Annotated in this window: 12 protein-coding genes and 1 tRNA gene; 6 read left to right on the top strand and 7 right to left on the bottom strand. The window is 68.2% G+C overall.

Annotation, left to right across the window (positions count from 1 at the left end; genetic code table 11):
• The first annotated feature begins 141 nt into the window (after positions 1-141).
• The 3 genes from METFAM1_RS0103390 (at position 142) to METFAM1_RS0103380 (ending at position 6,013) form a co-directional block, all read left to right on the top strand.
• The gene (locus tag METFAM1_RS0103390; RefSeq protein WP_019918147.1) at positions 142-1,530 is read left to right on the top strand and encodes a TolC family protein; all 1,389 of its coding nucleotides are present in this window, start codon (positions 142-144) and stop codon (positions 1,528-1,530) included.
• Entirely contained in the window at positions 1,527-2,573 is a 1,047-nt protein-coding gene (locus METFAM1_RS0103385) for an efflux RND transporter periplasmic adaptor subunit (protein ID WP_020647618.1), read from the top strand. The genes METFAM1_RS0103390 and METFAM1_RS0103385 overlap by 4 nt, the downstream gene beginning before the upstream one ends.
• A gap of 275 nt (positions 2,574-2,848) precedes the next feature.
• Complete coding sequence (locus METFAM1_RS0103380; protein ID WP_019918145.1) at positions 2,849-6,013, top strand: efflux RND transporter permease subunit; 3,165 nt, start codon at positions 2,849-2,851, stop codon at positions 6,011-6,013.
• A 167-nt stretch (positions 6,014-6,180) separates the two neighbouring features.
• Here the strand turns inward: METFAM1_RS0103380 and METFAM1_RS0103375 are convergent, their stop codons facing one another.
• Complete coding sequence (locus METFAM1_RS0103375) at positions 6,181-6,660, bottom strand: DUF6647 family protein (protein WP_019918144.1); 480 nt, start codon at positions 6,658-6,660, stop codon at positions 6,181-6,183.
• Between the two features lie 92 nt (positions 6,661-6,752).
• Here METFAM1_RS0103375 and METFAM1_RS0103370 point away from each other — a divergent pair, with 92 nt between their 5' ends.
• Both METFAM1_RS0103370 and METFAM1_RS0103365 read left to right on the top strand, forming a co-directional pair.
• Complete coding sequence (locus METFAM1_RS0103370) at positions 6,753-7,196, top strand: putative toxin-antitoxin system toxin component, PIN family (protein ID WP_019918143.1); 444 nt, start codon at positions 6,753-6,755, stop codon at positions 7,194-7,196.
• Between the two features lie 168 nt (positions 7,197-7,364).
• Positions 7,365-9,572, top strand: a complete 2,208-nt coding sequence (locus METFAM1_RS0103365; protein ID WP_019918142.1) for a TonB-dependent receptor family protein — start codon at positions 7,365-7,367, stop codon at positions 9,570-9,572.
• Here METFAM1_RS0103365 and METFAM1_RS0103360 read toward each other — a convergent pair.
• From METFAM1_RS0103360 to senB, 5 genes are all read right to left on the bottom strand, one after another.
• Complete coding sequence (locus METFAM1_RS0103360; protein WP_019918140.1) at positions 9,560-10,348, bottom strand: TatD family hydrolase; 789 nt, start codon at positions 10,346-10,348, stop codon at positions 9,560-9,562. The two genes, METFAM1_RS0103365 and METFAM1_RS0103360, sit on opposite strands and share 13 nt — an antisense overlap.
• 117 nt (positions 10,349-10,465) lie before the next feature.
• Positions 10,466-10,693: a YMGG-like glycine zipper-containing protein gene (locus tag METFAM1_RS0103355; protein ID WP_019918139.1), complete on the bottom strand. Its 228-nt coding sequence runs from the start codon at positions 10,691-10,693 to the stop codon at positions 10,466-10,468.
• A 376-nt stretch (positions 10,694-11,069) separates the two neighbouring features.
• Positions 11,070-11,154 (bottom strand) — tRNA-Leu (locus tag METFAM1_RS0103350).
• 40 nt (positions 11,155-11,194) lie between these two features.
• Positions 11,195-12,262 (bottom strand): selenide, water dikinase SelD, encoded by a 1,068-nt coding sequence (selD, locus tag METFAM1_RS0103345; RefSeq protein ID WP_024300421.1) that lies wholly within the window; start codon positions 12,260-12,262, stop codon positions 11,195-11,197.
• A gap of 26 nt (positions 12,263-12,288) precedes the next feature.
• Positions 12,289-13,278: a selenoneine biosynthesis selenosugar synthase SenB gene (senB, locus tag METFAM1_RS0103340; protein WP_019918137.1), complete on the bottom strand. Its 990-nt coding sequence runs from the start codon at positions 13,276-13,278 to the stop codon at positions 12,289-12,291.
• A gap of 13 nt (positions 13,279-13,291) precedes the next feature.
• Here senB and senA point away from each other — a divergent pair, with 13 nt between their 5' ends.
• Positions 13,292-14,503, top strand: coding sequence for a selenoneine synthase SenA (gene senA, locus METFAM1_RS0103335; protein ID WP_232419642.1), 1,212 nt, complete (start codon positions 13,292-13,294; stop codon positions 14,501-14,503).
• Between the two features lie 11 nt (positions 14,504-14,514).
• Here senA and egtD read toward each other — a convergent pair whose 3' ends face one another.
• Positions 14,515-15,480: an L-histidine N(alpha)-methyltransferase gene (egtD, locus tag METFAM1_RS0103330; protein ID WP_019918135.1), complete on the bottom strand. Its 966-nt coding sequence runs from the start codon at positions 15,478-15,480 to the stop codon at positions 14,515-14,517.
• Positions 15,481-15,494: the final 14 nt, after the last annotated feature.

Raw genomic sequence — 15,494 nt, 5'->3', positions numbered from 1 at the left:
CGAAACAGTGACCGTCAGGGCGATCAGCCCACCCACCATCGACCGCCAAAAGCGCCCGGCAACGGCGCTTGCGGATTTGCACTCAACTGTCAGCATCGTTAGCATTCGGCGTCCATACGCGGCCCAGAATAACAAATCAGGATGCAGCGCCTCACTTCACTTCTTCCACTGCTGCTGCCGCTTCTGGCCCTGTCGGGTTGTGCCATGCAGCACGTGGAGCCGGCGCCGCTGCAGCCCGAAGCGTCGCAGTCGGCATTCCGCCAACGCCAGCTCACCGATGTGCAGACGCGCGACTTCCTGGCGCAGCGCAATATCGACGTCACGCAGTGGCCGCCCGCGACGTGGGCGCCCGAGCAGCTGGTGCTGGCCGCCCTCGACCGCCACCCGGCCACCGCGCAGGCGCGTGCCCGCGCCCAGCTCGCCCGCGCCGAACTGCAGACCGCCGGCCTGAAGCCGCGGATGTCGCTGGCGCCCGAGATCGAACGCACCAACGAGCGCGACCCTGGCCAGTCGGCCTGGAGTGTCGGACTGGCGCTGGACCTAGCAATCACCGGTCAGTCGGTGCGCGAAGCGCGCATCGAGCGTGCCCGCCTGCTGGCCGACAGCGCGCTGCTCGACGAAGCCGACGCAGCATGGACCATACGCAGCAACGCGCGCCGCGCCCTGCTCGAACTGTGGTCGGCCAGCGAAGAACTGAAACTGCTCGACCGCCTGGTCGTGAGCTGGCTGGACGCGCAGGCGGCAATGCAGAAGCGCTACGACCTCGGCGCCGCCGACGCGCTCGACCTGACGACGACGCGCACCGCCGGCGCGCAGGCGGAGTCGCGCTACGTGCTGACCGAGCAGCGGCAGATCCGCGCCCGCGGCGAACTGGCGCAGGCGCTGGCGCTGCCGCTGTCGGCCATCGACGCACTGACGCTGGACTTCGACGAATTCGAACAGCCGCCACCGCTGCCGGCCGACGCGGCGCTGCGCAGCGCGGTAACGCTGGACCGCATCGACCTGCGCCGTGCGCTGGCCCGCCACGCTGCCGCCGAAGCCGGCCTGCAGGTCGAACTGCGCGCGCAATACCCGGAAATCCGGTTGCAGCCGGGTCTGCTGTGGGACCAGGGCGCGACCGTCTGGAAACTTGGCGCGTCGCTGCCGCTGTTCGCGGCGCAGCGCCAGGCCGGCCCGATCGCAGAAGCCGTCGCACGGCGCGAAATCGCGGCGCAGGACTTCCTGTTGCTGCAATCGCAGGCACTTGCCGCACTCGACCTCGCGCACGCCCGGGTCAAGGCCGCCACGCTCGATACCGACGGCGCCGAAGCGGAACACGACGAGGCGCGGCTGCAGCTCACCCGCACCGAACAGCGCTTCACCCGCGGCGACGCCGACCGTCTGGATCGCGTGCTCGCCCTCACCCGCCTGCTCGAAGCCGACATCAGGTTGCTGCAGGCGCGCGCCCGCACACTGGCTTCGCGCCTCGCGCTCGAAGACGCCATGCAGCGCCCGCTTGCGGCCCGCGCCGCCACGGAAGGACAGCCATGAAAGCACTGACACCGCATCGCGCGATGTTCCTGATGGGTCTGCTCATCATCGCCCTGGTCTGGGCGCTCATCTATTACGCACGCGACGAATGGAAGCTCTACGAGGCGCCGGCCGATGACGACATCGCTGTGCCCTCGCTGGTCGAGCGCGACGAAAGCGGCATGACCAGCGTCAAGCTGACCGCCGCCGCACAGAAGGCGAGCGGCATCGAAGTCGGCCAGCCGCTGACCGTGCGCGCCGGCACCGAGCGCGAGGCGCAGGCAGCCGTGCTCGACGTCGAGCCGCTGTTCGCACTGCGCGCGCAACTGCAGGAGGCGCGCGCCGACATCGCGCGGCTCGCTTCGCAGCTGGCCCGTTCCGAGGCGGAGCGCGACCGCATCCAGGCGCTGTACAGCGACGACCGCAACGCGTCGGAGCGCGCATTGCAGACCGCCCGCAGCCAGGCCGAACAGGACCGCGGCGCGCTGGCCGCCGCGCGTGCCCGCGCCGACGGTCTGCACGCGCGACTGGTGCAGGGCTGGGGTGCACTCGGCGGCACCGCATCCGGCGAGGCGCCGCCCGAACTGGACAAGCTGGCCGACCGCCGCGCCTCGCTGGTGGCGATCGCGCTGCGCGGCGCCGGCGACGCGCCGCCGACCATGCAGCTGCGCCTGCCCGATGGCGACGAATCGATCGAAGCGCGACGCATCGGTCTGGCACCGCGCAGCCTGGCGCACGCGGCCGGCGAAACCTGGCTGTACAAGACCGAGCGCGTGCTGCCCACCGGCACCCGCCTCGCCGCACGCGGCGTCACCGGCACCGCGGTGCTGCACCTGGTGCCGAACAGCGCGGTGGTCTGGTATGCCGGTCTGCCGTGGATCTACGTGCGCGACGACGACGAACCGGAAGAATTCATCCGCCAGGCCCTGCCCGCCGAATCGCAGCGCCCGGACGGCTGGCTCGCGCCGGCACTGGAAGACGACGCCCGCGTGGTCACCCGCGGCGCGCAGCTGCTGCTGTCGGAAGAGCTGAAGCACACGCTGGCGGACGAGAACGATGATTGAGCGCAGCCCCCTCGCCTCACCGTACTCGGCCGGTTCATGCGAAAGCGAGCATGCTCGCGCCGCGGCCGTCGCCACCCTTGCCACCGCCGCTGTCGGGGTCAGAAGACCCCTCCCACAAAGTGCTCGCTCAGGCGACGGATCCCGCGCAGCTCCTGTGGGAGCGGCCTTGGCCGCGACGGGGCCGGTGCAGACCGCGACCGTCGGCACAGGCTGTTGTCGGGGTCAGAAGCCCCCCTCCCACATAAGGCAGGTCTTCGCTCGGGCAGGTGCGCGCGATGATTGAAGCCATCGTCCGCTTCTCCGTCCGCCGGCCGGGCATCGTGCTGGCGCTGGCGCTGGTGCTGACGATCTACGCCGTCAGTCGCATGGCCGACGCGCGGCTGGACGTGTTTCCGGAGTTCGCGCCGGCGCAGGTGGTGATCCAGACCGAAGCGCCCGGACTGCCGGCCGACCTGGTCGAAACCCGGGTCACCACGCCGATCGAGGCGGCGGTGTCGGGCACGCGCGGGCTGAAGGAACTGCGCTCGCAGTCCATCCCCGGCCTGTCGGTGGTGACCGTCATCTTCGACGAGAAGTCCGATCTGTTCCGCAACCGCCAGCTGGTCGCCGAACGACTGGGCACGCTGGGTGCGCTGCTGCCGGCCGGTGTCACGCCGGTCATCACGCCGCTCACCTCGTCGGCGTCGACGCTGCTCGGCGTCGGCATCACGTCGGACAAGCGCAGCCTGATGGACATGCGCTACCTGGTCGATTCCGTCGTGCGCCCTCACCTGCTGGCGGTGCAGGGCGTGGCCGACGTGAATGTGTTCGGTGGCGACGTGCGGCAATGGCAGATCCAGCTCGACCCGGCACGGCTGCGCGCGCTCGGTGTCACGCTGGCCGATGTCGAGACGGCGGCGCGCGGCGCGGCGACGGTGGCCGGCGCCGGTTTCGTCGAGAACGACAACCAGCGCCTGCTGATCGCGATCGACGCCACACCGTCGGCAGCGCGCAGTCTCGAACAGCTGACCGTCACGCTGCCCGACGGCCGTTCGCTGGCGCTGGGCGACATCGGCCGCGTGCGCGAAGCGCCCGGCCCCGCCATCAGTGCGGCGCAGATCAATGGCACGCCGGGCGTGTTCATGATGGTGCAGGGCCAGCTCGGCGCCGACACGCTGGGCGTCACGCTGGAACTGGAAAAGGCGCTGGCCGATCTGGCGCCGCTGCTCGAACGCGAACAGCTGGTGCTGCACCCGGCCCTGTTCCGGCCCGCCAACTTCATCCAGACCGCGCTCGGCAACGTGCGCGCGGACGTGATCATCGGCGCCTCGCTGGTCATCGTCGTGCTCTTCCTCTTCCTCTACAACCTGCGCACCGCCTTCATATCGGCGGTGGCGATTCCGCTGTCGCTGCTGGCGGCCGTGCTGGTCATGCTGGAGACCGGCGCCAGCCTAAACATCATGGTGCTGGGCGGGCTGGCGATCGCGCTGGGTGAGGTGGTGGACGACGCCATCATCGACTGCGAGAACATCTACCGCCGCCTGCGCGAGAACCGTCACAAGGGCTCACCGGTGGCGACCTGGAAAGTCGTGTTCGACGCGTCGATGGAGGTACGCAGTTCAGTGGTCTACGCCACCTTCATCGTGGCGCTGGTGTTCGTGCCGCTGCTGACGCTGTCGGGCGTGGCGGGCAAGCTGTTCGCACCGCTGGGTACCGCCTACATCCTGGCCATCCTCGCCTCGCTGGTGGTGGCGCTGACCGTCACGCCGGCGATGAGCTGGCTCATGCTCGGCCGACGCGAACTGCCGGACGACGACCCGCCGCTGATCCGCTGGTTGCGCCCGCGCTACGAACGCACGCTGCGCGCCATCGAGCGCCGGCCGCACGGCCTGATCGCCGGCGTCATGTTCATGCTGGCCGGCGGCATCGGCGTGCTGCCGCTGTTCGGCGGCGAGTTCATCCCGCCGCTGCGCGAGGGCCACTACATCGTGCACCTGTCCACCATCCCGGGCACGGCGCCGGGCGAGGTGCTGCGCGTCGGTCAGCGGGTGACCGAGAAGATTCTGGAGATCGACGGCGTGAAGTCGGTCGCGCAGTGGGTGGGCCGCGCGCAGAACGGCGCCGACCCCTTCGGCCCGCATTACAGCGAAGTCGAGATCGAGATCGGTCCGCTGCCGGCGAAGGATCAGGAGCGCATCCTGGCCGACATCCGGCGCACCGTCACCGGCGACGACGGCGACGAGGACCGCTCGGACGAGGAAGCGCAGAACACGGTCGGCTTCCCCGGCCTCGCCTTTTCGGTGAACACCTTCCTCACCGAGCGCATCGGCGAAACCGAATCAGGCTTCCCGGCGACGCTGGTGGTGCAGGTGTTCGGCACCAATCTCGACCGGCTGGACGCGGACGCCAGCGCGGTCGCCGCCGCGCTGGCGCGGGTCAAGGGCGCGACCGACGTGCAGGTGCTGGCGCCGCCGGGCACGCCGGAGATCGTCGTGCGGCCGCGTCTGGACAAGCTCGCGGTCTGGCGCCTGTCGCCGGACGAGGTGCTGGCCGCGGCGCAGACCGCCTTCGCCGGCCGCCGCGTGAGCGAGGTCTATCGCGGCACGCTGGCGACGCCGCTGGTGGTCACGCTGGACCCGGACCACCGTCGTTCGCCGACCGAAATCGGCCGCCTGCCCTTGCGCACGCCGGACGGTCGCCTGATCGAACTGCGCGACGTGGCCGACATCGCGATCGAGAACGGCCGCTACAAGATCCTGCACTCCGGCGGCAAGCGCGTGCAGACCATTACCGCCAACCTCGCGGCGGGCCACGATCTGGGTCGCTTCAGCGACGACGTGCAGCGCACGCTGCGCGAGGACGTGAAGCTGAACCCGGGCAGCTATTACAAGGTGACCGGTGCGGCTGAGGCCCAGGCCCAGGCGCGGCGCGAACTGGTCACCCATTCGCTGCTCGCCGCCGCCGCCATCGCCGTGCTGCTGATGCTAGCCTTCACCAGCCTGCGCAACCTGATGATCACTTTCGTGAACCTGCCGTTCGCGCTGATCGGCGGCATCCTCGCCGCGCTGGCCGGCGGCGGCTGGCTGTCGCTCGGCTCGGTGGTCGGTTTCGTCACGCTGTTCGGCATCACGCTGCGCAACTCCATCATGCTGGCGTCGCACTACCAGCATCTGGTCGAGCAGGAAGGCCACCGCTGGAACGTAGACACCGCCATCCTCGGCGCCACCGAACGCCTGCCCTCCATCCTGATGACGGCGCTGGTGACCGGCCTCGGCCTGATGCCGCTGGTGATCGGCTCAGGCGAACCCGGCCGCGAGATCGAGGGCCCGATGGCCGCCATCATCGTCGGCGGCCTGGCCACCTCGACCATCCTGAACCTGCTGGTGCTGCCGACGCTGCTGCTGCACTACGGGCGCTTCGAAGCGAAGGACGAAGATCGCCGCGAGGCAACGTCCCGGTAAGCCGTCTCCTTGAATCACAGCCCTGTCGCGGCCAAGGCCGCTCCCACAAGAAGCGCCCCCGGATCGCAGCAGGAGCCGAGGTTCTGTGGGAGGGGTCTTCCGACCCCGACATCGGCGGTGAAGCGCGCGCGGCGTGAGATCGACGCCGGCGGCCCGCACCGTCGGCGCTACTTCACGATCAACGGATCGATCATGATGTCGCGCGTGAAGAAGGTGTTCTGCTCGCCGGCGCAACTCATGAAGCCGAGCGCCTCGCCGAAGCGCAGGAACTGGCCCTCGCGCTTCAGGTAGGCGTTCTGCGCCTGATAGGCCTCGGTTTCGGTCTTCAGCGTGGTCGGGCAGTCGGCGAAGATGGCGTCGCCGCGGGCCTTGTGCTGCAGCACATGCACCAGCTCATGCAGCAGGAAGGAGTTGTCAGCGGCGTTTTCGAGGTCCAGCGTATCGCGCAGGTAGATGACGTAGTGCTCCGTCTCGAAAGTGGCCGCGATATTGGTGCAGCCCGCCGCGGCGTCGGGGCAGACTGCCTTCGCCAGCTCGGCCTCCGACAGCACCTGAACCGGCGGCAGCGCGTCCACCGGAATGGGCGGATAGCCGGACAGCTTGGCCGCGAGGTCGAGCAGAAATGCCAGCAACTCCTGCGACACCATGACGCACCTCCTCCGGCCGATGCGCAACAGACCGCACGCCGGGCGGAAACGTTCGCCGCCGCGACAGCAAAGCCCTACACTGCGCGCCCATCATGAAGCACACCGTGAAGCACATCGTTCTCGACACCAACGCGGTACTGGACCTGCTGCTGTGGCACAACGCCGAACTGGACTGCGTTGCGCAGGCGCTGGCCGACGGCCGTGCGCGTCTGTCGTGCGACGAGGCCTGCCTGCGCGAATTGCGCACCGTGCTGCGCTACGACAAGTTCGGTCTCGACGAGGAAGGTACTGCCCGACTGTACGCCGACTATCTCGCCCTCGTCGAACTGCATCCACTGCCCGATCAGCCCGATGCTTCGCTGCCGCGCTGCCGCGATCGCGAAGACCAGAAGTTCTTTGACCTCGCGGTGCGCTGTGGCGCCGACCTGCTGGTGTCGCGCGACCGCGCCGTGCTGCGCCTTGGGCGACACCGTCTGTGCCCGACGACATTGAAGGTGGTGGCTCCTCCTGCACTCGCCGACCTGCTGGCGCCCTGACCCTCATGGGCGCCGGACGCGCCGGTTCAAGTTTTTCGTGAGGCTTTGTAAGGAGCGGCTGCCTATACTCGCGCCCGTTCGATCAGGCGCGCACAGACGCGCCGCGCATCCGAGACAGCAGGCTCGCGCAGTTGCGCCCGGCCGTAGACACCCAGAGAGAGACCTCCAATGACAACCGTGCTCCGTCACACCCCGATCGCCCTCGCGCTTGCGCTGATGGGCCAGGCCGCACTGGCCGCTCCGCCCATCCTCGCTCCGACCGTGGTCATCACCGGTACTCGCGTCGAGCAGAATTCGTTCGACCTGCCGATGGCCATCGATTCGATCGACGCCGCAACCATCCAGGAACAGCGCGCGACGGTGAACCTGTCCGAGGTGATCAACCGCGTGCCGGGCGTGGCCGCTGCGGGCAAGGAGAACTACACGCAGGAACAGTCGCTGACAATCCGCGGCTTCGGCGCGCGTTCCCAGTTCGGCGTGCGCGGCGTCAAGCTGTTTGCCGACGGCATCCCGGCCAGCACGCCGGACGGCCAGGGCGGTACCGGTCTGTTCGATCTGGCATCGGCCAGCCGCATCGAAGTGCTGCGCGGCCCGTTCTCTGCGCTGTACGGCAACCACTCGGGTGGTGTGGTACAGGTGTTCACGGAAGATGGTCCTGACCGGTTCACGATCACACCGAGCTTTCAGGCGGGCAGCTATGGTACGACTCGCTATGGCCTGAAGTTCGGCGACACCGTCGGCAACTTTAACTACACGGCCAGCGTTTCGCGATTCGACACAGACGGCTATCGCGACTACAGCCGCTCGCAGAAGGAACAGGCCAACTTCAAGGGGCGCGTTCAACTGAACGATCAAAGCTCGCTCACCATGGTCGGCAACTATATGCGCCAGGAAGGCCAGGATCCGCTCGGACTGACATTGGACCAATTGAACTCCGATCGCCGCCAGCAGGGCCAGGCCGCGCTGTCGGGGGCGAATGGTCTGCGCACCGCTGAGTTCTTTGGCGCGCGCCGTACGCTCGAAAACACGCAGGGCGGCTTCGTTTTCGAAACGGCCCTCAGTCAGCGGGACAGCCTGCGAGCGATGTTCTTCCTCGGCAATCGGAACAACGCGCAGTACCTCGCGCTGAATGCCGTCACGCAGAGCAACGCCACTGCGGCTGGCGGCCTGTCAACGTTTGATCGCAACTATTGGGGAACCAATATTCGCTGGACACGCCGACTCGACACTGTGACGCTTACGACCGGTGCGGAGTACGAGCGCGCCAACGAGGATCGCCGCGGGTACCGCAATGGCAGCACGATTGCTAATGACAACGCCTCTACAAGTAGCAACTATGGCTTCCGGGGCGCACTAAAGCGTGATGAGCGCAACGTCGCCGAACAGACCGCCGCGTTCTTCCAGGGCGAATGGGCCGTACAGCCGGACTTCTCGCTCTCCGGCGGCATTCGCTACACGCGTGTGGATTTCAGCACCGATGACAATTTCATCTGCGCCAGTAACTGTTCAGGCGCAGCAGGTGGAGCGCAGCTCGCGCGCGCCAACGGCGACGACAGCGGTTCGACACATCACGGCGCCTGGACGACCGCTTTTGGCGCGTTGTGGAAGGTGAGTCCGGCAACCAATCTGTACGCCAACCTCGGTCGCAGCTTCGAAGCGCCAACGCTGATCGAGCTCGCCTATCGCCCCGATGGCGGCAGTGGCCTGAATCTCGGTCTCAAGCCGTCCACCAGCATGCAGTACGAGATCGGCGTGAAGACCTTCCTGAACGACAGAACTCGCCTTGATGCTGCCGTGTTCTACATCGACACGGAGGACGAAGTCGTCGTAGGTACCAATAGCGGCGGCCGCGTGTCGTATCAGAACGCAGGAGACACCAGCCGCAAGGGCATCGAGCTGGCGATTGATTCGCGCATCACGCAGTCGATCGGCGCGTATGCGTCACTGACCCTGCTGGATGCCAAGTTCGAGGACAGTTTCCGTACCTGCGGTGCCCCGCCCTGCACCACGCCGAACATACTGGTGGCGGAAGGCAACAAGCTCGCCAGTGTGGCGAACAAAAGCCTGTATGGCGAAGTGACCTATCGCCATGCAGCGAGCGGCTTCCTCGGCGCCGTCGAATATCGCGCCACCGGACGCATGTTCGCCGATGACACGAACGAAGCGCGCGCCGGCGGTTATGGCATTGCCAGCCTTCGCGGCGGCTTCACGCAGAAAAGCAGCAACTGGACCTTCAACCAGTTCGCACGCATCGACAATCTGTTCGACAAGGAATATGTCGGTTCGATCTACGTCAACGACGCGAATGGCCGCTACTACGCCCCCGCCGCCGAACGCACCTGGTTGATCGGCCTGTCCGCGTCCTACTCGATGTAAGTCGCCGCCAGCCGGGGCAGCACGCGCAGCGCGTTCGCCCCGGTCGCGGCGACCAGTTCTTCGGTCGCGATGCCCCGGACGCCGGCGATCACCTGTGCGATGCGCGGGAGATTGGCCGGTTCGTTGCGTTCACCGGCGGCGAATTCCGGCGGGATATCCGGTGCGTCGGTTTCGAGCACGATGGATTCAAGCGGCAGTTCGGTCACGAGGCGACGAAGGTTCAGTGCGCGCTGCCAGGTGACCGCGCCACCAAAGCCGAGCGCGAATCCGAGCTTGATGAATTCGTCGGCCTGCTGACGGCTGCCGTTGAAGGCATGGGCGATGCCGCCCGGCCCGTTGCGGCCGAATACGGCACGCAAGTGCTTGAGTATCCGGTCCTGACTGCGCCTGACGTGCAGCAGCACCGGCAGGCCGCGCTCGCGCGCAAGCTTGAGCTGGGCGACGAAGTACCACTCCTGCAGTTCGGGATCGATGTCGGTGACGAAGAAATCGAGGCCGATTTCGCCGACAGCAAGGACGTCGTGCGCATCCAGTTCCATGGCCAGCCGGTCCAGGTCGTCAGGCTGCGCCGCCGGCACGAAGAGCGGGTGGATGCCGAGCGCGAAGCGCATGTCCGTCTGCCCCTCGCACAGCGCCCTCACCCGCCCGAAACTGTCACGATCGACCGCCGGCAGCACCATGCAGCCGACGCCGGCACTGCGTGCGCGCGCGATCATGTCGACGCGGTCGGCGTCGAATTCGAAGGCATCGAGATGACAGTGGGTGTCGACGAGCATGATCGTTTCCGGGGTCGGAAGCGCACAGCATAGCGCCGCTTCGGGGCCGCACAGAACGACGAAGGGCCGGTGGCGCACGATTGCACCACCGGCCCCGGCGTCGCGTCATCGACGCACTCAGCGCTTTTTCTTGCCCATTTCGTTACCGATGGCGCCGCCGACGATGGCACCACCCACCGTACCGACCGTGCTGCCACCGGTCAGTACCGAGCCGGCTACACCGCCGGCAGCGGCGCCGATCATCGCGTTGCTCTCGCTGCGGCTCATACCGGCACAGCCAGTCGTCAGTGCAGCCAGCACGGCCACGATGGATACGGTCTTCAGGGTGTGGATAGGCGTTTTCATCGCGTGTCTCCGCAGTCATTGATCGGTCAGCGCGCGGCATTGGTCGCTCGCGGCTTGATCTGAAGTCTAGGGAGAGGCGCTCCATCCCGCGGTAGGCCGGCAGCGAAGCGCGTTGTCGGTGGAATCCGACGGCTGGCGGGCGGTGTGCGCGGCGGAGGTCAAGCCGGCGGAGCGCAACGGCCGTGTCGCGGTCAGAAGACCGCTCCCACAATGGGAGCGCGCTCGATCAGCGACCTGAGGAAGGCCCGGTTTCTGTGGGAGGGGTCTTCTGACCCCGACAGCAGCCTGTATCGAAGCCGGCGGAGCGCAACGGCCGCATCGCGGCCAAGGCCGCTCCCACAGGGAGATCCACGACCGGAGCCGGTTGCTCCTGCATTGGTGCCCGGAGCGGGGATCGAACCCGCACGACTTGCGTCGAGGGATTTTAAGTCCCTTGTGTCTACCAGTTTCACCATCCGGGCGGACGGAACGGCGGCGAGTATGCCACCGATGTGACGAAAATCAGCCGGCGCGCACGACCGGCGCTGCACTGCGATCACCGACGCGACCGACCACGGCGGCGGCATCGAAGCCGTGACGACGGAAGGTGGCGAGCACTGCGTCGAGCGCATCCGGCATGCAGGACACGAGCAGGCCGCCGCTGGTCTGCGGGTCGGTAAGCAGCGCGCGGTCTTCCGGCGCGAAGCCGTCGGCCAGCACGACGCGTTCGCCGTAGCCTGCCCAGTTGCGGCTCGACGCACCGGTGACGAAGCCCTGCGCGGCGAGTTCGCGCGTGCCGGCATGCAGCGGCACTGCCGACCAGTCGATGATCACGTCGCAGCCCGAGCCGCGCGACAGTTCGAGCGCGTGGCCGGCGAGGCCAAAGCCGGTCACGTCGGTCAGCGCGTGCACGCCGGGCAGCGCCGCCAGATCCGGCCCCGGCGTATTGAGCTTGGTCGTGCTGGCAATCATCCGTGCATAGCCGGCGTCGTCGAGCGCGCCCTTCTTCAGCGCGGCCGACATGACGCCGACGCCGAGCGGCTTGCCCAGCACCAGCACATCGCCCGGCTGTGCGTCGGCATTGCGGCGGATGCGCTCCGGGTGGGCGATGCCGAGTGCCACCAGTCCGTAGATCGCCTCTACCGAATCGATGGTGTGGCCGCCCGCGACGACGATGCCGGCATCGCGGCAGACCGAGGCACCACCTTCCAGGATGCGGCCTATGGTGGTCGTCGACAGCACGTTGATCGGCATGCCGACCAGCGCCAGCGCGAGGATGGGCCGGCCGCCCATCGCATAGACGTCGCTGATCGCATTGGTCGCGGCGATGCGGCCGAAGTCGAACGGATCGTCGACGATGGGCATGAAGAAATCGGTGGTCGCGATCAGCGCCTGTTCGTCGTTGAGGCGATAGACCGCCGCGTCGTCCGACGTTTCGATGCCCACCATCAGTTCCGGCGGCACCGGCATCGCCGCCGTGTGCTTCAGGATGTCCGACAGCACGCCGGGCGCAATCTTGCAGCCACAGCCGCCGCCGTGCGAGAGGGAAGTCAGTCGGGGTTCGCTGTTCGCTGCCTGCGCTTCGTTCATCTGTCGATCCAGTTCTTGCGGGGTTGTCATGCGGTCGCGGCGTCGCGGCGCGGGCCGAAGGATGCCAGACATCCATCGACCAGCGCAGCCAGCGCCGCACTTTCTCGTTCCGGCGCGAACAGTGGCGCACGCGCGGCGCACTGGCGGTCGAGCCGGGCCAGCCAGCCGGCGTCGTCACGTGCGCGGGCGATGCAGGCGGCCAGCGCCGCAGCGGCGTCCACCTCGAAATAGCCGTCGTAGCCCTCGCCGAGCAGGCCGACGTTGCCATCGATGCGCGACGCGATCACCGGCACGCCGCAGCGCACCGCCTCGATCACCGTGTGCGCGCCGCCTTCCATGCGACTCGGATGCACCAGCACGCTGGCGCGTGCCAGCCGGCGCAGCGTCTCGCCGTGCGCCAGGCCGCCCAGCCAGCGGTAATGCGGGCACTCCTGCATCAGCGCGCGCGCCTGTTCGCCGAGCACGGGATCCAGCGCACCGCCGATGTGGTCGACGCGGATGTCGGCGCGCGCGCGCAACTTGCGCACCGCGTCGAACAGGGTATCAGGCGCCTTCTCGGTGCGCAGGTGACCTATCATCAGCACGCGCAGGTGACGCGTCGGCGGCACGCCGCGACGGCGTGCGGGCGTTGATTGCAGGACCATGCTGCAGCGTGCGCGCAGCGTCGGTGGCAGCGCACGAGCACCCAGCGCGTTCAGCGTGATCAGCTGATCGGCCATCATCAGCGAGTGCCGTGCCGACGCGTCGAAGTCGATGTCACGGTAGAGGTCGGTACCGGTCAGCGCGAGCAGCAGCGGACGCGACGGATGGGCCTGCCGCCAGGCGGCCACGGCGGCGGCCGAACGACGGGCGTGCAGCGCGATCATCAGCGCCTCGTCGCCGTCCTGCCAGCCGGACGTCAGCCGCACCTCGTAGCGCGGGCGCAGCATGGCGGCCCAGCGACGGGCGGTGCGCCAGTTGCCGTTGTTGGCGTCGGCCAGCGCTGGCGTAACGATGACGATGGATGGACGGGACATGGACGTGTGTTCGATGGAGGCCTCAGATCAATCGGCGGGCGCCCGCCGCGGCGACCGCGGGGCTCTCGCGGCAGCGCTGCGCGCGAGCCGCGACGACACGCTGGCCCGTTTCGCCGACTATCGGCGCGCCTGCCCGACACTGCGCATTCCGTTCCACGAAACGCTGAATCCGCCGCTGTGGGAGCTGGGCCATATCGGATGGTTCCAGGAATGGTGGACGCTGCGCAATCCGCTTTATCTGAAGGGCGTGCGTGCCGACCCCGATGTCGCGCGCACGCCGCCGCTGCGGGCGAACGCCGACGCGCTGTACGACTCCAGCCACGTGCCCCACGCCAGCCGCCCCACCCTGCCGCTGCCGGACGCCGACGCGACGCTGGACGACCTCGCGCGACAACTGGAGGGCACGCTTTTGCTGCTGGCCGGCGTACCGGACGACAGCGACGACGCGCTCTATTTCTTCCGCCTGTCGCTGCTGCACGAGGACATGCACCACGAAGCCGCGCTCTACATGGCGCAGCAGCTCGACATCGCGGTCGATGACGCACGCTGGCAGCCGGCAGCCATCGGCGCACGCGACACGCTGTCGCTGCCGGCGGCCCGCCATCTGCTGGGCAGCAGCGGAGACGGCTTCGCCTTCGACAACGAACTGGGCGCGCACGACGTGAGCGTGCCGGCGCTGGACATCGACAGTGCGGTGGTGAACTGGCGCGACTATCTTCCGTTCGTGGACGCCGGCGGCTACGACGACCCGCGCTGGTGGAGCAGCGAAGGCTGGCGCTGGCGCACGGCGCGGGGGCGCACGCAGCCGCGCTATCTGAGACGCGCCGGCAGCGGCTGGGAACGCCGGGTGTATGGCCACTGGCAGACGCTGGACGCGGACACCGCGGCCTGCCATCTGAGCGCCTACGAAGCTGAAGCCTGGTGCCGCTGGGCCGGTCGCCGGCTGCCGACCGAAGCAGAGTGGGAGCGTGCGGCACTGAGCGCGGCGGACCGCTTCTGCTGGGGCGCCGTATGGGAATGGACGGCCAGCGACTTCCTGCCCTACCCCGGCTTCACGCCCCACCCCTACCGCGACTACTCGGCGCCGTGGTTCGGCGACCGCCGCGTGCTGCGCGGCGCCTCCTTCATGACGCAGCCGCGCATGCGCCACCTGCGCTACCGCAATTTCTTCCAGCCCGAGCGCAACGACGTGCCGGCCGGCTTCCGTAGCTGCGCGATCGACTGAACGGCCTCTCATCAGGCGCACGCGAGGAAGACGGCGAAGCCGTCGCGCGTGTCGGTCCAGCAGGTGATGTCATCGAAACCGGCTTCGCGCAGCAAGGCGTCGAAGCGCTCGCGCGTCCATTTCCATGAGTGCTCGGTCAGGATGCGCTCGCCAACGGCAAAGCGGCGCTCGCCGCCCGGCCAGCGCACGGTGAGCGACTGGCGCGCCTCCAGGTGCATTTCAATGCGCGAATTTGCAGGGTCGAAGAAGGCGACGTGACGCCAGTCGGCGATGCTGAAATCGGTGCCGGCGATGCGGTTCAGGTGACGCAGCAGATTGAGGTTGAAGGCGGCGGTGACGCCCAGCGCGTCGTCGTAAGCGGCGTCCAGCACCGCCTTGTCCTTGACCAGATCGACGCCGATCAGCAGCGCGCCGCCGCGGGCAGCCGCACGCGTCTCGCGCAGCAGACGCAGCGCTTCGTCCGGCGCGAAGTTGCCGATGCTTGAGCCAGGAAAGAAGACCAGCGCCGGACCTTCGTACAGCGTCGCCGGCAGCGCGAGGGCGGCGGAAAAGTCGAGGCCGACACCCACCATGTCCATGTCGGGATGGGCGCGCTGCAGGCATTCGATCGAGTGCTTGAGGAAGTCGACCGATATGTCGACCGCGACGTAGCGACGTGGCGCGAATTGCGGAAACAGCTTCGCCGCCTTGGCGCAGTTGCCTGCGCCGAGGTCGATCAGGTCATGGGCGGGCCCCACGTACGCGCACAAGCGCGCCGCCATGTCGGCGGCGTGGGCGTCAAAAATGGCGGCCTCGGTGCGCGTCGGGTAGTACTCGTCCAGTTCGGTGATCGCTTCGAACAGCCGCGAACCCAGCGCGTCGTAGAAATACTTTGGCGACACCCGCGCCACCGGCGCCTGCAGACCGGCCCACAGCGCCGGCATCTGCCGCGCGTCGTCGACCGCTTGCAGCTGGATGAAACGCGGCGTGCGCACCATGGTCCATTCCCCTC

Source organism: Methyloversatilis discipulorum (assembly GCF_000527135.1).
GTDB classification, from domain to species: domain Bacteria; phylum Pseudomonadota; class Gammaproteobacteria; order Burkholderiales; family Rhodocyclaceae; genus Methyloversatilis; species Methyloversatilis discipulorum.
The sequence above is the reverse complement of the archived record's forward strand: the minus strand, read 5'-3'. Positions and strand labels throughout refer to the sequence as shown.